A 17,823-nucleotide genomic window follows, 5' to 3' on the forward strand; every position below is an offset into this window, starting at 1 on the left:
CACGCCCTCGCGGCTTGCGCGGCAACCGGGCGGATGGCAAAAAAAATAGCCGCTGCGCGGCTATTTTTCATTGCTTCGCAATAAAAAACGACTTATTCTTATTCGCCGTGGCCTGAGGACAGGCCACATAGCTACTAAAAAATAAACTATGGCTATTTTTTATTGCCCCTTGTCGTCCCCGGGCCGGCAGGGCCTTTTGCTTCCCTGCGGGAAGAGGGACGGGGCTCACGGGGCGCTTTGGGGGGCAGTGCGGGCGCGGGCGCCGGCAGCTCGAACCAGAAAGTAGACCCCACGCCCACCGCGCTCTGCACGCCAAAGGGGGCGCCGTGCGCCACCAGGATGGCCTTGACGATGGACAGGCCCAGGCCGCTGCCCCGCTTGCCCGCGTCGCTGCGGGCCCGGTAATAGCGATCGAAGATAAAAGGCAGCTCTTTTTCCTCGATGCCGCTGCCGTTGTCCGCCACCTCTGCGCGGATCGCGCCCGCCTTGGCGATCAGCCGCACCGTCACGCAGCCCCCCTCCGGCAGGTGCGGGATGGCGTTGGAAACCAGGTTGTGCAGCACCCGCCCGATCTGCACCGGGTCGGCGATCACCTCCGCTTCCTCCAGCCCGTCCTGGCTGAGGGAGAAGTGCTCTTTTTCCGCCCGGTCGGCATAGCGGCGCAGGACGTCGGCAGTCAGCTCGGCCAGATCAAACCGGCTCAGGGCGGGCCGCGCCGCGCCGGAGGAGTATTTCGACAGCTCCATGACGCTGTTGACCAGCACCGACAGCCGGTCGGACTCGTCCACGATGATGGACAGGTCGGCGTCCCGGCGCACCTTGTCCTCGCCGTCCAGATCGCGGATGGTCTCGGCATAGCCCTTGATCAGGGTCAGCGGGGTGCGCAGGTCGTGGCTGATGTTGGCGATCAGCTCGCGCTGCAGCTGGGTGGATTTTGCGATCTCCCGGGTCATATAGTTGAAATCCCGGGCCAGCGCGCCCAGCTCGTCCTGCGAGCGGATGTCCACCGCCACGTCGTAATTGCCCGCCGCCACCTGTTTGGCGGCGCTGGAAAGCTGGGTCACCGGGCGGGTGAACCAGCGGGCAAAAAGCAGCGCCGAGACGATGGAGACCGCCAGCAGGATCACGGTGATGAGGACCAGCTGGTTGCTGACCACCGACATGGCCTGATCTACCCGCTCCAGGTTGGTGCTGGCCAGCACGATATAGCCGCTGGAGGTGAGCAGGCCCATCACCTGCTGCTGCCGGTAAGGCGTGGTGCGCTGGTCGAAAAGGGTCTTGCTGAGCCGGCCCTCCTGGGCCGTCATCTGGCGCCAGAAGATCACGTCGCCGGAGTCCCATTCCCGCTGTTCCCCCCAAAAACCCTGGGAGGAAAAGGGGTGCAGCTGGCAGCCGTCGCCGATGCCCTCCAATACAAAAAGAGCGCGGTAGCCGCTCAGCGGCAGGCCGCCGCTGGTGACGTAGCCGCGCTGGGCGATGCAGGCGTCAGTGGCGGACACGTCCACGCAGACCCCGGTTTTTACCAGCGGCTGTATCTGCCGGAACAGCTCGCCCAGGCCGGCGCCCCGGGCGTCGTCGCTCTCCAGCACTGCGGCCACCGAGGCCACCTGGGCGCTGAGCTCCTTGCGGATGCTGCGGGTGTAGTTCGACTCAAAAAGCGCCACGGTCAGCAGCCAGACCAGCAGGATCAGCACGATGCACAGGCAGGAGACAAAAAGGGCCAGCTTGGTCTTGATCGATTTCATTCAAAGCCTCTCAGTTCGCCGGGTCGAATTTATAGCCCACACCCCAGACCGTGGCGATATCCTCCCGATGGGGGCCCAGATGGCTGCGCAGCATCTTGATGTGGGTGTCTACGGTGCGGTCCTCGCCGTAATAATCGTAGTTCCAGACCTTTTGCAGGATCTTTTCCCGCGAGAGCGCGATCCCCTTGTTGTGGGCCAGAAAGACCAGGAGGTCAAATTCCTTGGGGGTGAGGGAGATCTCCTCACCCGCGATCTTGACGCTGTGGGAGGCCGTGTCGATCACCAGGTCGCCGAACACGAAATTTTCGCTGTCCGACTGTTCTTTGGGCAGGGTGCGGGCCAGGACCGCCTTGACCCGGGCCACCATTTCCCTTGGGCTGAACGGCTTGACGATATAGTCGTCCGCCCCGCCCTCCAGCCCGGCGACCCGGTCGTACTCCTCGCCGCGGGCGGTGAGCATGATGACCGGGGTGGACAGCTTGCGGGCGCGCATCTCCTTGAGGCAGGTCATGCCGTCCACAAACGGCATCATGATATCAAGCAGCACCAGGTCAAAGCTGGCGCTGGAGAGCTGGGCCAGAGCGGCCGAGCCGTCGGTGGCTTCGGTGCAGGAAAAGCCCTCGTGCTCCAGGTATTCGCGGATGAGCTGACGGATGCGGGGCTCGTCGTCGACGATCAGGATCTGGATCATACGGTTCACCTCATTCTGACGTTCTGGTATTTTTTTCGATGAGATACTGAGTTTCAGTGTAAATTTCCGGTATGTCAATTGTGTGAAAGTTCTGTTGCTTTTATAAGACGGCGGCAGGCTGTGCACCGCCGCGCCGCAGAAGACCGCCGCGGGGGCGGCCGGCAGAAAAGCGCGCCGGCCCAGGGCGCCGCCCTTTCTTTTATGATACCAGTTTCGTCCCCAAATACCAAGGGCAGACAAAAGCGCAGGAAAAAATTACCGCTCTTTGCCGCATTTTTTGCGCGCAGACAGGGAGGCGCAGGGGCCCGCGGCAGGCGCCGCCGCCTGCCGCGGGGCGCGTTGACACCGGCCTGCTGCCGCGCTACAATGAAAGGGCGGGCGGCTGCCCGCCCGGCCCTGCCCGCGGCGGCGGCCCGAAAAGCGAAAGGAAGTGCAGGTTCAATGACCGTTCTCTGGATCCTCCTGGCGGCAGCGGCCGTTCTGGCGCTGCTGGCTCTGTTTCTGCTCTGGCCCGGCCGCCCCTCCCCCGAAAAGACCGCCCCTTTTTACGGCCGCAACTATGCGCACCGCGGTCTGCATTCACAGGACAAGTCGGTGCCGGAAAACAGCCTTGCCGCGTTCCGGCTGGCGGCGGAGGCGGGCTACGGCATTGAGCTGGATATCCAGCTGTCCCGGGACGGCCAGGTAGTGGTCTTTCACGACGACACGCTGGACCGCGTGTGCGGCGTGCATGGGCGGGTGGACGCTTTTACGCTGGAAGAACTGCGGCAGATGCGCCTTTGCGGCACCGGGGAGAAGATCCCCCTGCTGACCGAAGTGTTCGCGGAGGTGGCCGGGCGCTCCCCGTTTATCATCGAGCTCAAGACCGGGCCGCGCAACGCGGAACTTTGTGAAAAGGGCCTGGCGCTGATGCGCGCCTACGACGGCCCCTATTGTGTCGAGAGCTTTGACCCCCGCATTGTGGGCTGGTTCAAAAAACACGCGCCCGACCTGCTGCGCGGTCAGCTGGCAGGGCCGCCCAGGACCTATAACAATATGCCGGCGGTGGGCGGGCTGGTGTTGGGCGATCTGCTGGGCAACGTGCTGGCCCGGCCCGAGTTCATCGCCTACGACAACAAGCCCAAGCCCGCCTGTGTGCGCCTGGTGGAAAGGCTGGGCCCGGCAAAGGTGCTGTGGACCGCCCGCGACGAGGCGGACCGGGAGCGGGTGGAAAAAGAAAACGATCTGGTGATCTTTGAGTTCTACCGCCCGCAGGTGAAGTTCAAATAACGGGGCGCGCTTTGCCGGGGGGACCTGTCCGTACACGGCGGGCCTTTGCCCATTTTTTCGACCGGCCGCGCCCTTTTTGAGCGGTTTTGTTCCGGGCTGATAAAAAAGGCAGACACTTTTGTGTCTGCCTTCTTTTTATCTGCTGTGGCTTGGGCCCGCGCCGCCTCCGGCCTGAGGGGCCGTGCCCGGCAAGCGGTTTTGGGGCGATGCCGCGCGGGGCCGCCTGCGGCAGGGCCGCCGCGGCCGATCCCGGGGCGGCAGCCGCCGTGCACTTCAGGCCCGTCCGTCCCGGAAAAGACAGATCATGTAGTTGGTCAGGCTGAAATCGTCCGGCTGCACCGCGATCTCGCTGCGGGGCACCCACTGGGCCATAGACAGCTCTTCTTCCTCAAGGGTGATCGCGCCGTCCCCGTCCAGATCGGCAAAAAAGCCCAGCAGCAGGCTGTCCGAGTATCCCCAGGGCTGAGAGGCGCAGTAGGTCAGGTTTTTGATCCGCAGGCCGGTCTCTTCAAACGCTTCCCGGCGGGCCGCATCCTCGGGGGTCTCGCCCACCTCGATGAAACCGGCGATCAGCGCGTGACCGCCGTAGCTGCGCCCGGCATAGCGGGTCATCAGCAGATTTTCGCCGTCCCGCACCCCGACGATCACCACCGGGGAGATTTTGGGGTAGACCGTGCTGCCGCAGCGGGGGCAGAGCACCATCCGCTCGCGGACGCTGTGCCGCATGGGGCCGCCGCAGCGGCCGCAAAAGCGGTTGCCGCGGTACCAGCGGGCCACCTGCAGGGCGGTCAGGCCCGCAAAGGCATGGGCCTTGGGCCGCAGCCCGTGGCGGAACACCTCGCTTTCCAGAAACACAAAGCCCTGCGGGGGCAGGGCGTCGGGCGTGAGGCAGAGAAAAAACTCCTCCTCGTCGACGCGGAACAGATAGGACAGCTGCTGGGGGCCAAGGCCGGGGCAGTCCTCAAAACGCGGAAACTCCAGCTTGCCGTCCGCCTCCCGCGCCAGGACCTTTTCCTCCTCAAACCAGAGGACCACGCTGTCCGGGCGCGGCGCCGCGTCGTGGTATTCGGTGTGGAAACAGTGCGGAAAAAGATCTTGTATCATGGAGGGACGCTTCCTTTCCCGGCATAAAAGCCTTTGAAAAATAAGATTTGAGTGCCGCAGCAGGCCCAGCGGCGGAAAGCGGAACACAGGCGGCCTTTTACCGTTTTGCCGCGCAGAGCGGTAAAGCCGCAGGCCGCTTTTTCGGCCGCTGTCCCGTCCGCCGCCCGGGGAGGAGGGGCGGGCGGGTGAGATTTGCCGTTTTTATGGCAAAGCTATAAAAAATAGCCGTGAGGCTATTTTTTGTAGCCATGCGGCCTGTCCCCAGGCCGCGGCGAATAGGAATAAAAACATCATAGCAGAACCGCGCGCACAGAGCAAGCCGCGCCCCGCGGCGCGGCGGGGCAGAGAGGCCGGGCGGCCGGTGCGCGCGGTTTTCCGGCGCGCCCTTGCTGAAAAGGGCGCGCCGGGATATAATAGACGCTGAGAAAAAAGAGGGGGGCGGCGGCGCTGCAGTGCAAAGTGGAGACGGGAGAGGGCGCGCTGGTGTACGAGCTCACCCGTAAAAGCGTGAAAAATCTGAACCTGCGGGTGCGGCCGGACGGCAGCCTGGCGGTGAGCGCCCCGCGCTGGGCGGCGCGGGCGGAGATCGACCGCTTTGTGGCTTCCCGGGCCGCCTGGATCACCCGGACGCGGGCGCGGCTGGCCCAGCAGCCTCCGGCCTGCGAGCCTCCGCTCTGCCCCCTCACAGACGAGCAGTGCATGGCGGTGTTCCAGCCCTTTCTCGACCGCTATTACCCTATTTTCGCGCCTGCGATCGGCGGCAGGCTGGAGATCAAGCTCAAGACGCTGAAGTCCCTGTGGGGGGTCTGCCGGCCGGCAAAGCGGCAGATCACCCTCAACCGCCGCCTGGCCCAGCAGCCCCTTGAAGCGGTGGAATACGTGGTGCTGCACGAGTATCTGCATTTCTGGCACCCGGACCACGGCAAAGCGTTCCACCGTGAGCTGGACCGGCTGATGCCGGACAATCGGCGGCGCCGGGCGCTGCTGCCCCGCCGGTGAGGAGGGGCGCGCCGGGCTGGCCCCGGGGAGTAAGGCCTTTTGCCGCGGGGACGCCTTTGCCCGCGGAGTGCTGTTCCGGCGGCCCTGTGTTGGAAAATCCCTCCTGATGTGGTAGAATAAAGAACAACCTCCTTCCGGCCGCCGCGCGGCCCCGGGGCCGGTCTCCCAACAGGGGACGGAAAGCGCGGCCGCCTGCGCTGTGCAGCAGCCGCCGGAGGCCCTGTCCGTCGCCCGGCCGCCACGCAAGCGGCGGGGCCGAGGCCATCGGGAACTACTGTTTTTTACACAAAAACGGCTGTTCAGCGGCCGCCGCGGCCCAAAGCGGTGCGGTGCGGGTCTTGCACGCTGCGCTTCCTCTGCAAAAAGCGGCTGAAAGCCCTTTGGCCCGGCCGGCTGCCGCACAGCAGCAGGGGATCTGGGCGCGCAAACGGACGTTTTTTTATTGCTTCAGCAAAGCGGCGGCTGCCTCCCCGGCCAGGGACGTGCCGGGCCGGGCGGCCCGGACGGGGGACGGCTGCGCGATCAGGCCGCCGCAGGCCTTTTCCGTCAATACAGCGGGGTGCTCCGCTCTCCGCCGGAACGCTGGTGATTTTTTGGATAAATACAAACGGCTGGTGTCGAACACGGTGCTCTTTGCGATCAGCTCGTTTTCGAGCAAGATCCTCTCTTTTCTGCTCATGCCGTTTTTCACCCGGATGTTCGGCCTGGGCGAGTTCGGCGACGCGGACCTGATCACCAAATACGCCCAGCTGCTGCTGCCCATCGTCTCGGTGGGCATTGCCAACGCGGTCATCCGGTATGGTCTGGACAAGACCTATAACAAGGCCTCGGTGCTGACCGGCGGGCTCATCGCCGAGGGGGTGGGCATCGTCGTTTTTGTGGCCTGCTGGCCGCTGGTGGCGCGCATCCCCGACATGGGCGGCTATACCGCCCTGCTCTACGCGTATGTGCTGATGAGCATCCTGCGCAACCTGTGCAGCCAATTCGTGCGGGCCAAGCAGTATACCCGGCTCTACGCCGTGGACGGCGTGCTCAACACAGTGTTGTATCTGTTTTTCATCGTGCTTTTTATCGCGGGCTTTCAATGGGGCATCGCGGGTTATGTGCTGGCCACTGCGGCGGCGGACCTCTGCTCTGCGCTGTTTCTCTTTTTCACCGCGCGGCTCTATCGCTATCTGCGCATCTCCCGGTTTGACTGGCCGCTGCTGCGGGAGATGCTGCGCTACGCCGCCCCGCTGATCCCCACCAGTATGTTCTGGTGGATCACCAACACCAGCGACCACATGTTCATCACCTCCATGCTGGGCAGCGAGGCCAACGGCCTGTATGTGGCCGCTTATAAGGTGCCCAACGTGATCATGCTGTTCAGCACCCTGTTCACCGAGGCGTGGCAGCTCTCCGCCGTGACCGACGGCGGCCGCAGCTCGCCCGGCCGGGCCCGCTTTTTCAGCCAGGTGTTCCTGAGCTATCAAAGCCTGCTCTTTATCGTCGCGGGCGGGCTGATCTACTGCTGCAAACTTGTCATGATGGTGCTCACCCTTTCGGGCAAGTCGGCGTTTAACGCGGCCTGGCAGTATATCCCCATGCTGGTGGTGGCCACGGTATTCAGCTGCTTTGTCACCTTTCTGGGCAGCGTGTATATGGTGGAAAAGCGCTCCGGCGAAAGCTTTTTCACCATGCTGGTGGGGGCGGTGCTCAACCTGGTGCTCAACTGGTTCCTTATCCCGGTTTGGGGCCCCAACGGCGCGGCTTTTGCAACGTTTGCCAGCTATCTGCTGGTGTTTATTATCCGGGCCCTCAGCACCCGGCGCTATATCGCCATGGACCTGCATCTGGGCCGCATGACGGTCACCATGGCCCTGCTGGCAGGCGAGATCGCCTTGATGCTGTGCGAGGTGAAATACTGGCAGCTCTGGTGCGGGCTGATCTGCGCCGCAGTGGCGGCTTTCAACTTCTGGCCCCTCCTGCAGACCGCGCGGCGCCTGTTGGCCCGCCGCAGGAAGAAGATCTGAAACGGGCATTTCATGCGGGCGCAAAAGCGCTGCCCGCAGGGCCGCCCCTTTGCCCGGGCACGGAGGGGAGGACCGACGGCGAGGCCGCTTTTTCGCGCCGGCCCGGGGCAAAAGGCTGCCCGGCCGGCTGCGGCTTTGAATACGGGTTTTCAGCGGGGGTGGCCCGCAAAAAAGGAGACAGCGGTGAAAGTTCTGTTTTTGGGCAACAGCCATACCTATTTCAACGATATGCCCCGCACCTTTGCGCGGCTGTGCGCAGCTGCGGGCGCCGGGGAGCCGCAGACCGTGCTGCTGGCCCACTCGGCCCGGCCGCTCTCCTGGCATCTGGAAGAGTATTTTGAGCTGCGGTATAACCTGTTGTACGGCGGCTATGACTACTGCGTGATCCAGCAGCAGGCCCACCCGTTTCCCGGCGCGCAGCAGACCGCGCGGGACGGGGGCCGGGTCATCGAACTGTGCCGCGCGGCCGGGACGGTGCCGGTGCTGCTGATGACCTGGGCCGAGCGCGCCGCGCCGCAGCGCCAGCAGGCCATGACCCTGGCATATCGCGAACTGGCGGCGCAGACCGGGGCGTTGCTGGCCCCGGTGGGGGAGATCTGGCAGCTGCTGCGGCAGCGCAGCCCGGAGATCGAACTGTTCTGGCGCGACGGCGAGCACGCCTCGCCGCTGGGCGATTATCTGATCGCGGCGACCCTCTGCGCGCTGCTCACCGGGGCTGATCCGCAGGCACTGCCCAGCCTGGGGGCGGATTTTTCCGGGGAGGCGGAGATCGCCTTTTTCGATCACCCGCAGGTGCGGGAGGATCCGGCGCAGATCGAGACGGCCCTGGAGGAGGCTTCCTGCGCGGCGATCCGGCAGGCCATCCGGGAGGTCTGCGCGGGCGCGGATCTTTAAAGGCGGTCCCGTCTGCCGCTGAAAGCCGGACAAAGCGGCGTCAAAAAAACGATCTCCCGCAGAAAAAATGCGAGAGATCGCTTTTTTGTGCCCCGTCCGGGGCCGCCCGGCGGGGGAGGTCCTGCCGGGCGCAGCCGCTGGGGGGATGGATCACCTCGTGGTGCAGGTGTTGGTCACGGTGATCAGGGTGATGATGATGGCGCTGATGATGCCTGCCAGGTAGGGGTTCTTTGTGACCTTGTAGAGGCAGCGGGAGACCAGCGCGGAGGCGAACAGGATCAGGATGACCGGGAACAGCCACAGCACATGCATGGCGCTGGCGGGCCAGAGCATCGCTTTGGAGGTGAAATAGGTGATGTACTGGGCGGCGGGCAGCACGATGGCGGGCAGCGCCGCAAACAGCGCCACTACCAGACCGTTCACCCACGGATGCTTTTTGCCGCAGACGGTATTATAGTTGAAGCAGTTGACCGAGACGGAGGCCGCCACATAAAAGACCAGGAACAGCCAGATATAGGCCAGGGCGTTGCCCAGCTTATCCGCTTCGAATGCCTTGATGGCCAGCGTCCAGATGCGGAAATCCGCCTTGAAGAAGTAGTCGGCGACGAAAACGCAGCCGTAGGTGACCGCGGCGACGATCGCTGCCAGAAGAACGGTCTTTGCCAGCTTTTTGAGGGGCAGTTTCACGCCGCGCTCGGCCAGGTCAAGACCGTGTTTTTTGCCGTAGGCAAAGTAAAAGACCACCATGCTGAGGATCGTGAACAGGCCGCACAGGCAGGCCCACAGCCCAATGCCCATGGATTCGGTCTGCGCGACGGGCATGGAGGTGCCCACCTTGAGGATCCAGCGGTAGATCAGCATCGAGAACAGCGCGCCGGCCGCAAGAGAGCCCCAGAACCAGATCTTGCCCTTTTTGTCGGTGACCTCGGCGGGCTGCACGACCGTCTCGGCGCGCAGGCTGGCAAAGGCGGGGGTATAGAGCATCAGGGTGGCAAAGCTGACCAGGAAGACCACGAACCCGATCACGCCGACAAAGTTAAAGGCCTCTTTGAACTGCCACATCTGGCTGGAGGCGGCAATGGGATTGGGCGCGCCGAACGCCTCTTCAAAAAACTCGATGGTGGAGGCGGTGGATTTGGCGCTGAAATGGGACCAGGGATGGATGATGTCCGGGTTGTAGATGACGCGGATGGCCTCCTCGCCGTCCACCTGCTGCCGGTAGACCTGATAGGCCGCGCGGGTCTCCAGGCCGTCGGGGTCGGCGCCGAAGTTCAAAAAGGACTGCGCATTGCTGCCGGTGAGGAAATAGGGCGCTTCCCGCGCGATGCCGCTGTCGTCCGTAAATTTGTGGAAAAACTCATCGTACTGGGCCGCCAGGATGCCCACGTCGCGGGAGCCGTAGACATCCGTATAGTTTCCGTCAGCGTCTTTGTAGGTGGCGTCCGCACAGTTGAGCAGCACCGCGGAGATGATCCGCGTCTCGTTCTGGTTGTCCTGCGCCACCGCCGAATTGCAGGAGCCGCCGCCCATCGAGTGGCCGGTGACGCCGATGCGGGAGGCGTCCACAAAGGGCATGCGGGACAGGGCCAGCGCCCCCTGATAGACCCCGTTGGCGCTTGCCGACGAATGGTTTTCGGAGTTGCCGTGCATGGGCTGGTCGATGGCCAGCACCACATAGCCGCGCCGGGCCAGTTCCACATAGTTGGCGTCCTGCATCTCCTTGTTGTTCAGGTAGCCGTGGCTTGTGACCACCGCCGGGGCGGGGGATTCGGCGCTGGCGCCGTCGGGGAGGAACAGGTAGCAGGACATGGCATAGCCGTCGTCGGTCTCGATCTTCAGGTCTTTCATGGAGACCTTGCCGCCGTCCGTCTGGATAAACGACACGGCGATGGCACTGAGCAGCATCAGAGAGATCGAGATACAGAGCCACTTTTTAGCCGCTTTTTTGACTTTTTCCATTGTTCTCCTCCAATAAATATATTTTTGCCCCACAGTGCCCCTGTGGGGTCGAGCTCCCCGAAAGGCGGCCCCGGCAGCAACGAGACGGGCGGCGGCGGTGCTTTGCCCGTCTCGGCGCAGGGCCTTAAAAAAACGCGCAGTGCGAAGCGGGGGCCTCACATTGCGCGTCTCTCATGTCTCTTCGCGTTTTGTTCTGTCAGCTTTATTCTAGCAAACGGTCCCTCCCCAAATCAATATGTATAATAGATGAAGAAAATGTTAAAACGTTGTGCAATATTATTTTGATTTAAATAAAATGATTAAATTTGTAAATTATATTTTCCTGAAATTTCCTCAAAAACAAAGGCCCTGTCCCGGCAGACCACCGCAAAAGCCCGCCCTCTGCGTCCCGGCAGGGGGGCGAAGAGGGCGGGCTTGTTTATGGAGATGGGACAAAAAACGGCTGATCTTGATAAACTGCCCCCCTCGTCCCTGCGGGACAGTCGGGGCGAACGAGCCATTTATCTTTATGCCCTCGCCGCTTATGCGGCAGCCGAGTGGACGGCCGAAAAAACAACCTCCGCTGCGTTCCGGCTCTTTTTTTATTGCTGCGCAAGTTGCAGACACTAAACCGAGGGTCTCTAGCAAACAGGGGCAAGTGCATATGCACTTGCCCCTGTTTGCTGCCATTCAACTATCGATACGAACAACCTTGCCTTGTAACAATAAGCGTACTACCTCAATTCGCTTGTTTTTTGGAGTGGAATTTGTAAACCAACCTTTTTATTCCATCTAAAATTATACCATAAAGCAAGAAAGTCCAAACCGAACCGATATACCAATAGATGGATATTTGACCGGTGATCGTATTACAGGGCACTTGCCAGCCAGAGTTCATCAAAGTATAAAAAGAGCCTTCAGAATCAGCGATTAGATTCAGTAATGGGTTAAATCTTATGAGCATAATGCTTTTTGAATCTTGTCCAATTTGGTGCATAAAAATCTCGAAAACAGATATTATCAGACACCAAAAGGTAAAGGACTTTACTATTTTTTTCAGTGTAAAACCTCCGTCTAATATAAAATCCTGTCGTTTGCCTTATCCATCAAACGCAGCCAAACTTAATTTAGCTTTTCCATTCTAATATTTGCGTGCAGAAATGCCAAACAACTTATTTCGTGTCATAACTTCCTGTTACTGTTCATAACGCCTTTTATTCGCTTGGGCACCATGTTACCACTTTACAGATAGATTCATTCTATAAGAAACCGACTGAGCATGCGCTTTTCAGCTTATAGAGACGCCCCAGCCAGCTGGAAAGACAACTTGTTTTCGTTGACCCCGCCCTCGCCGCTGCGCGGCAGCCGGGCGAATGGCCCCAAAATAGCCGTACGGCGCTTTTTTATTCCTTTTCCTTTGCGGGGGTGAGCGGGCGGCCCGCCCTTTTTTCTGTCTTGTTTGTGACGGAAAGGCCGCGCAGCACCTGGCGGAATTTTTGCTGATATTCTTCCGGTATCTCATCCAGCACGCTCAGGACGTCTTTTTCCCACAGGCGCTGCAGCTTCCGGGAATAGATGCCGTAGATCTCGCGCCCGCGGGCCGTGACCAGCACGATCAGGCTTTTGCGGTCCCCTTCCCGGTAATATTTTTCGACCAGCCCCAGCTCTTCCAGGCGGGAGACCAGGTTGGTGAACGAGACCGGGGACACCCCCAGCCGCCGGGCCACACCGGCCATATTCAGCTGAAGCTCTTCGTTTTCCAGCAGGTATTCCACCACCTGGATCTCGCTGGCGGAGAGGGAGATCTCGGCGGTGAGAGGAAATCTTTTTTTGTGGCCGGAAGCATAGACGTTGCTCCAGTAAAAAAGGTCTTCGATCAACGGGCGGTGTGCGCCCAGCCATTGCAATTCCATAAAAAACACCCCTGCCGGATTGTGAGGATCGTTCCCAGCCCGTGCCGGCGCGCCGGGCCGCGGACTGATGGCTCTCATTATAACACATTTTCAGCTGTTTTTTCAAAATAGATGAAAATGTGCCTTTCCTTTTTCAGCGGACGGCAGTTTTTCGGCGCGGCAGGGTGCGGACAGACGGGGCCCCCGCCGGGCGCGGCGGCAAAAAAGGGCGCGGCCCGGCGTCTGCAGCCGGCCGCACCCTTGCTGTGTGTTTTCGGCATTCGCCCCGGGTGCCGGTACTACACGAAAAGGCCGGACAGCCCAGCCCTCGCCGGCGGCCCCGGGAGGCCACATTTACGCGTTTATTTCAAAAATCCCTCGATGATCTTTTCTTCGGCCTGCTTTTCGGTCAGCCCCAGGGTCATCAGCTTGGTGATCTGCTCGCCCGCGATCTTGCCGATGGCCGCCTCGTGGATCAGCGCCGCGTCCACATTGTGGGCGGTCAGCTCGGGGATGGCGCTGACCACCCCGTCGTCCATGATGATGGCGTCGCATTCCGAGTGGCCGCTGCAGGCCGCTTCGCCGATCAGGCGCGAGCGGAACAGCTGGGAAGAGCGCTGCTTTGCCACCGAGCGGGAGATCAGGTGCGCGCCGCTGCCCTCGCCGGCAAGCGTGATGACAAAATCGCTCTCCGCGGTCTGCACGCCCTCGGTGAGCAGCTTTTCTTTCACGACCATCCGGGCGTTTTTGCCCAGCACCGCGGTGGTTTTGCGCAGCGTGGAATCCACGCCGCCGATCTGGGTGGTGTTCATCTCCATGTAGGCGTCCTCGGCCAGCTCGGCGTCGGTGACCGGGTTGATCACCCGCGCGCCTGCGCCGCCGCCGGTGCCGATGTGCTTTTCCAGATACAGCACCCTGGCGCCCTTTTCCAGAAAAAAGCGGTGGATGCCGTTGTGCTTTGCCTCCTCTTCGCCGTCCGAGTGGACGCCGCAGCCCGCCACAATGGTCACGTCGGCGCCCGCGCCAATGTAAAAATCATTGTAAACCAGGTCGTCCACGGCGCTGTGGGTGACGCAGGCGGGGATGTAGACCATCTCGCCCCGGGTGCCCGGTTTGACCCGGATGTCGATGCCCGGCTTGTCTGTTTTGGAGTCAATGCGGATGTTCTCGGTGGAGCGGCGGCCTGCGCAGCCGGTGTCCTCGCGGATGTTATAGGCCGCGTCGGGGATGCCTTTCCAGTCCGAGACGATCTTCAGCAGTTCTTCGGTGATCTTGTTCATGCGTTCGCCTCCACTTTACCCTCGCAGAAATTGACGCTGCTGCCGGTCTCGAGCAGCTTGGGCAGCACCTCGTCCTTGTGGCCGCGGGCCGCGATGCGGCCGGCCGCCAGCACCACGATCTCGTCCGCGATGTCCAGGATGCGCTCTTGGTGGGAGATGATGAGTGAGGTCCCCCGGGTCTCGCGGCGCAGCTTTTGGAACACCGCGATCAGGTGGTTGAAGCTCCACAGGTCAATGCCCGCTTCCGGCTCGTCGAACAGGGTGAGCTTGGCCCCGCGGGCAAGGGCCATGGCGATCTCGATGCGCTTGATCTCGCCGCCGGAGAGGCTGGCGTTCACGTCGCGGTCGATATAGTCGCGGGCGCACAGGCCCACTTCGGTGAGATACTGGCACAGCTCGCCCCGGCCCAGCTCTTTGCGGGCGGACAGGCCCACCAGGTCGCTGACCGTCAGGCCTTTGAAGCGCACCGGCTGCTGAAAGGCATAAGCGATGCCAAGGTCCGCGCGCTCGGTGACCGAGAGCCCGGTGATGTCCTGCCCGTCGAACAGGATGCGGCCGGAGGAGGGGCGCTCGATACCCATGATGATCTTGGCCAGGGTGGATTTGCCCCCGCCGTTGGGGCCGGTGATGACGACGAACCGGTTGTCGCCCACGGTGAGGCTGACGTCGTCGAGGATGCCCTTTTCGGCCTGCTCGGCGGCGCTGGAAACGGTAAAGGAAATATGTTCAAGCTCCAGCATTCTGGTACCTCCGCAAAAGTGTTCCGCCGCACACAGGGCTGCGGCGCGGGCGCGGCGCAGCCCCTGCCGGGACCCGTGCCGCGCACCCTAGGATATTATAGCACACAAAGCAGCCCCGTGCAGCCCCTTTTTCAAAAAATCATACAAAAAAAGTATAGATTTAAACGAAAAACAAAAAGGCGGTTGCAGCGGCTCTTGCGCCGCCTTTTGAGCGGAGAAAAACCTGCGCGCCCGTCGCTTTGGCAGGCGCAAAGAGCGGAGAGCCGCAGCGGCAAAACAGGCCAAAGGCGACCTGCCTGCCGGAGGAAAGGATAACGACCTCGGCGGCCGCCGTTTTCCGGCTTTGCGCGCTGCCCGCGGCGCGCAGGTGGGAAAGGGGACAAGGGGCAGCCGGCTTTTGCCGCGCGTCCTCAGAAAGTTTTGCAGCCTGCACGGCCCCGGCGGGCAGAGGACGGCTGTTTTTGCGGCGTCCCGGGCGTCGCCCCTTTTTGCCGGGCAGGAACATGCCGCGCGGGCCAAGCTCCGCCGTGTCCACAGCGCGTCCCCAGTGAAGTCCTGGCATCCCGGAGCCGCGGCAGCTTAGCGCCGCGGGATCCCAATACGCGCTGCCGCTTTTCACAGTGGCTTTGTGGACGCACCGGGAGAAGAACGCCCCGTGCCCAGCCATTTTTCAGCGCTGCAGGGGCAAGGCGTGTGGGCCTGCGCACCGGCCAGAGACTTGGCCTTGTCCCCCTGTCTTTATCCGTGTGCAGCCTCCCGACTGCTGCCGGGGCGGGGCGCCCGGGAGGCGCCGCTATGCGGGGGGGCGCTGCGCAGGGCCACGCGGGTCATGCCCCGCCGGGTATGCCGGTCCGGGCGTTTCCGAGCGGTCCCGGCGGGAACGCTGCCGGATGCCGCGGCGGAAAAGCGCAAAAAAACAGCGCCGAAAAAATCAGCGCTGTTTTTTGTCTTTCTTTGCCGTGATCTGCCGCGGCCTGAGGACGGGCTGCACGGCTGCTGAAAAAACTTCTTTCCATCCGCCGCGGGCCGGGAACAGGCCGTATCGCCGCTAAAAATAGTTTTTACCCCGCTGCGGCCGTTTTTATGGATCTATCGGGCAGAAAGTTATTTGGACTCCGGCTTCACGTCGGTGGCCATCTCCTTGATGCTGGATACCAGACCGCCCAGGTTCTGCAGCTCGCTGGGGATGATCAGCTTGGTCGCCTTGCCGTCGGCCACCTTCTGCAGGGCCTCCAGGCTCTTCAGGGTGAGCACTTTCTGGGTGGGATCGGCCTCGTTGAGCAGCCGGATGGAGTCGGCAAGCGCTTTCTGGACGGTCATCAGAGCCTGAGCCTCGCCCTCAGCCTCACGGATGCGCTGCTCGCGCACGGCGTCGGCGCGCAGGATCGCGCTCTCCTTTTCGCCCTCGGCGACCAGAATGGCGCTGCGCTTTTCGCCCTCGGCGCGCAGGATGCTCTCACGGCGCTGGCGCTCGGCTTTCATCTGTTTTTCCATCGCGTCCTGGATCTCAGCGGGCGGGATGATGTTTTTGACCTCGACGCGGTTGACCTTGATGCCCCACTTGTCGGTGGCCTCGTCCAGGATGGTGGTGATCTTGCCGTTGATGGTGTCGCGGCTGGTCAGGGTGTGGTCCAGTTCCATGTCGCCGATGATGTTGCGCAGGGTGGTGGCGGACAGGTTCTCGATGGCGGACAGCGGGCGCTCGACGCCGTAGCTGTACAGCTTCGGATCAGTGACCTGGAAGAAGACGACGGTGTCGATCTGCATCGTGACGTTGTCGCGGGTGATGACCGGCTGGGGCTTGAAATCGACGACCTGCTCCTTCAGGCTGACCTTTTTTGCGATCCGCTCAATAAACGGGGCCTTGAAGTGAAAGCCCGCCTCCCAGGTGCAGTGGTAGACGCCGAGGCGCTCCACCACAAACGCGCAGGCCTGGGGCACGATGCGGATGTTCGAGATGAAAATGATGACCAGAACGACCAGCAGAACCGCTAAGATGATCAAGAACATACAGTTTCCTCCTTCTTTTCCAAAACACAGGGCGCCACTGTCAGGGTAACGCCGGACAGACTTATGACCTTACACCGCTCGCCGGCCGCCAGGGGGGCGTCGCACTTCGCGGCCCAGTCCTGGCCGTCGACCTTGACCCGGCCGCCGGCGTCGGGGGAGATGGCGCGCAGCACCACGCCCTCCTTGCCGATCACCATATCGGCGTTGGTGGCGACGGATCTGGGACGCATCCGGTCGCGGAACAGGCTCCAGCTGATGAGCAGGGCGATGGCCGAAACGACCACGAACACCACGAACTGCACGCCGAAGTTCCGGGTGATGAACGAGGTGAGCAGCCCCGCGACGCTGCCGACGCAAAACCAGATCGAGACCAGCTGGACGGTGAGCCCCTCGGCGATGGCGAACACGACGATCAGCACGATCCAGAACCAGGGATAAAAAGCTGCCATGGGAAAAACTCCTTTCCGTGACAGGCGGGACGCGCGCCCCGCCGTGCCGTCTGTGGTGTCCCGCCCGCGGCCCGGCCGCCGGCAGGGAGACCGGGCCCGGCGGCGTTCGCCGGCCCCGTGAAACCCGGTACCGAATTTCTTGTTAATAGTTTAACAAAAAAATAGGGTGGAACGCAATGTCCGCAAAGCCCCGTTTTGGACGGATTTTGCCCTTTTGGGGCGTTTTTCTGAAAGCTACTCCCCGGGGCGGAGCGGGGATGCTCCCCGCGCCTCCGGGCTAAAGCGACAACTCTTTTTGAATATAAAGTTGTCAATTTGGAAAAGGAGGAAAACGCTGGAAAAGAAAGTGGGGACTGGAAAGAGAGGCCTCTCTCTCCCCCCTTAGGGTCCCCCGATTTTTTTAAAAGACTCTTCGCGGGGCACTGAACTTCCCAAAGGCCCTGGAATTCCCCAGAACGCGGGACTCCCCGCCGGACCAGCCCGGGAGAATACGCTCCAGCCGGAGTTCCGCCTCGCAGCCGCAGCCGTTCGGCCCGGCAGGCCACCCGCGCGGCGAAAGCCCCAAAGCCCGGGGCACGCGGCGTTTTTGCGCCCGTTTCGCCCAACTCGGCGGTACCGCAGAGGCGTTGGGCACTTTTTGCGCCCGCGTCGCCCTGTCCGGCGGCCCAGCGGGGACGCTGGACGCGCTGTGGTCCCCGGGAGGAGCGGGGACCCGCCGCCTCCCTGTGCGGACGGGTGCCCTGCCGCAGACGTCCGTCCGGCCCGGCAGGCCACCCGCGCGGCGAAAGCCCCAAAGCCCG

The 17,823-nt window shown here is 62.3% G+C and carries 13 protein-coding genes; 4 read left to right on the forward strand and 9 right to left on the reverse strand.

Annotated features, from left to right (window positions below; genetic code table 11):
* Positions 1 to 152 precede the first annotated feature (152 nt).
* Complete coding sequence (locus H8S23_RS09055) at positions 153 to 1,745, reverse strand: sensor histidine kinase (RefSeq protein ID WP_186888023.1); 1,593 nt, start codon at positions 1,743 to 1,745, stop codon at positions 153 to 155.
* A gap of 10 nt (positions 1,746 to 1,755) precedes the next feature.
* Positions 1,756 to 2,436, reverse strand: a complete 681-nt coding sequence (locus H8S23_RS09060) for a response regulator transcription factor (protein WP_186888024.1) — start codon at positions 2,434 to 2,436, stop codon at positions 1,756 to 1,758.
* A gap of 441 nt (positions 2,437 to 2,877) precedes the next feature.
* Here H8S23_RS09060 and H8S23_RS09065 point away from each other — a divergent pair, with 441 nt between their 5' ends.
* Positions 2,878 to 3,705, forward strand: a complete 828-nt coding sequence (locus H8S23_RS09065; RefSeq protein ID WP_186888025.1) for a glycerophosphodiester phosphodiesterase — start codon at positions 2,878 to 2,880, stop codon at positions 3,703 to 3,705.
* 273 nt (positions 3,706 to 3,978) lie between these two features.
* Here H8S23_RS09065 and nudC read toward each other — a convergent pair whose 3' ends face one another.
* The gene (nudC, locus tag H8S23_RS09070; protein ID WP_186888026.1) at positions 3,979 to 4,809 is read right to left on the reverse strand and encodes an NAD(+) diphosphatase; all 831 of its coding nucleotides are present in this window, start codon (positions 4,807 to 4,809) and stop codon (positions 3,979 to 3,981) included.
* Positions 4,810 to 5,268: 459 nt separating this feature from the next.
* Here nudC and H8S23_RS09075 point away from each other — a divergent pair, with 459 nt between their 5' ends.
* From H8S23_RS09075 to H8S23_RS09085, 3 genes are all read left to right on the forward strand, one after another.
* Positions 5,269 to 5,808 carry a SprT-like domain-containing protein gene (locus H8S23_RS09075; protein ID WP_186888027.1) on the forward strand — a complete coding sequence of 180 codons (540 nt, stop codon included), beginning with the start codon at positions 5,269 to 5,271 and terminating at the stop codon, positions 5,806 to 5,808.
* Positions 5,809 to 6,401: 593 nt separating this feature from the next.
* On the forward strand, positions 6,402 to 7,820 hold the full coding sequence (locus H8S23_RS09080; protein WP_186888028.1) for an oligosaccharide flippase family protein: 1,419 nt from the start codon (positions 6,402 to 6,404) through the stop codon (positions 7,818 to 7,820).
* Positions 7,821 to 8,003: 183 nt separating this feature from the next.
* Positions 8,004 to 8,714: a hypothetical protein gene (locus tag H8S23_RS09085; protein ID WP_186888029.1), complete on the forward strand. Its 711-nt coding sequence runs from the start codon at positions 8,004 to 8,006 to the stop codon at positions 8,712 to 8,714.
* A gap of 150 nt (positions 8,715 to 8,864) precedes the next feature.
* Here H8S23_RS09085 and H8S23_RS09090 read toward each other — a convergent pair whose 3' ends face one another.
* The 6 genes from H8S23_RS09090 to H8S23_RS09115 form a co-directional block, all read right to left on the reverse strand.
* On the reverse strand, positions 8,865 to 10,673 hold the full coding sequence (locus H8S23_RS09090) for an alpha/beta hydrolase (protein ID WP_186888030.1): 1,809 nt from the start codon (positions 10,671 to 10,673) through the stop codon (positions 8,865 to 8,867).
* A 1,382-nt stretch (positions 10,674 to 12,055) separates the two neighbouring features.
* The gene (locus tag H8S23_RS09095) at positions 12,056 to 12,565 is read right to left on the reverse strand and encodes a MarR family winged helix-turn-helix transcriptional regulator (protein WP_186888031.1); all 510 of its coding nucleotides are present in this window, start codon (positions 12,563 to 12,565) and stop codon (positions 12,056 to 12,058) included.
* A gap of 341 nt (positions 12,566 to 12,906) precedes the next feature.
* Positions 12,907 to 13,824 carry a SufB/SufD family protein gene (locus H8S23_RS09100; protein WP_186888032.1) on the reverse strand — a complete coding sequence of 306 codons (918 nt, stop codon included), beginning with the start codon at positions 13,822 to 13,824 and terminating at the stop codon, positions 12,907 to 12,909.
* The gene (locus H8S23_RS09105) at positions 13,821 to 14,564 is read right to left on the reverse strand and encodes an ABC transporter ATP-binding protein (RefSeq protein ID WP_186888033.1); all 744 of its coding nucleotides are present in this window, start codon (positions 14,562 to 14,564) and stop codon (positions 13,821 to 13,823) included. The genes H8S23_RS09100 and H8S23_RS09105 overlap by 4 nt, the downstream gene beginning before the upstream one ends.
* A 1,104-nt stretch (positions 14,565 to 15,668) precedes the next feature.
* Positions 15,669 to 16,574, reverse strand: coding sequence for an SPFH domain-containing protein (locus H8S23_RS09110; RefSeq protein ID WP_186888034.1), 906 nt, complete (start codon positions 16,572 to 16,574; stop codon positions 15,669 to 15,671).
* A complete protein-coding gene (locus tag H8S23_RS09115) occupies positions 16,565 to 17,023 on the reverse strand; it encodes an NfeD family protein (protein WP_186888035.1) in 459 nt (152 codons plus the stop codon). Before H8S23_RS09115 ends, H8S23_RS09110 begins: the two co-directional genes overlap by 10 nt.
* Between the last annotated feature and the right edge of the window lie 800 nt (positions 17,024 to 17,823).

The organism is Anaerofilum hominis, assembly GCF_014287275.1.
GTDB lineage: Bacteria > Bacillota > Clostridia > Oscillospirales > Ruminococcaceae > Pygmaiobacter > Pygmaiobacter hominis.

What these genes read in the sequence shown, in the direction of transcription:
- H8S23_RS09055 (WP_186888023.1), bottom strand. Translation starts at nt 1,745, where the DNA reads ATGAAATCGATCAAGACCAAGCTGGCCCTTTTTGTCTCCTGCCTGTGC.
- H8S23_RS09060 (WP_186888024.1), bottom strand. Translation starts at nt 2,436, where the DNA reads ATGATCCAGATCCTGATCGTCGACGACGAGCCCCGCATCCGTCAGCTC.
- H8S23_RS09065 (WP_186888025.1), top strand. Translation starts at nt 2,878, where the DNA reads ATGACCGTTCTCTGGATCCTCCTGGCGGCAGCGGCCGTTCTGGCGCTG.
- nudC (WP_186888026.1), bottom strand. Translation starts at nt 4,809, where the DNA reads ATGATACAAGATCTTTTTCCGCACTGTTTCCACACCGAATACCACGAC.
- H8S23_RS09090 (WP_186888030.1), bottom strand. Translation starts at nt 10,673, where the DNA reads ATGGAAAAAGTCAAAAAAGCGGCTAAAAAGTGGCTCTGTATCTCGATC.
- H8S23_RS09095 (WP_186888031.1), bottom strand. Translation starts at nt 12,565, where the DNA reads ATGGAATTGCAATGGCTGGGCGCACACCGCCCGTTGATCGAAGACCTT.
- H8S23_RS09100 (WP_186888032.1), bottom strand. Translation starts at nt 13,824, where the DNA reads ATGAACAAGATCACCGAAGAACTGCTGAAGATCGTCTCGGACTGGAAA.
- H8S23_RS09105 (WP_186888033.1), bottom strand. Translation starts at nt 14,564, where the DNA reads ATGCTGGAGCTTGAACATATTTCCTTTACCGTTTCCAGCGCCGCCGAG.
- H8S23_RS09110 (WP_186888034.1), bottom strand. Translation starts at nt 16,574, where the DNA reads ATGTTCTTGATCATCTTAGCGGTTCTGCTGGTCGTTCTGGTCATCATT.
- H8S23_RS09115 (WP_186888035.1), bottom strand. Translation starts at nt 17,023, where the DNA reads ATGGCAGCTTTTTATCCCTGGTTCTGGATCGTGCTGATCGTCGTGTTC.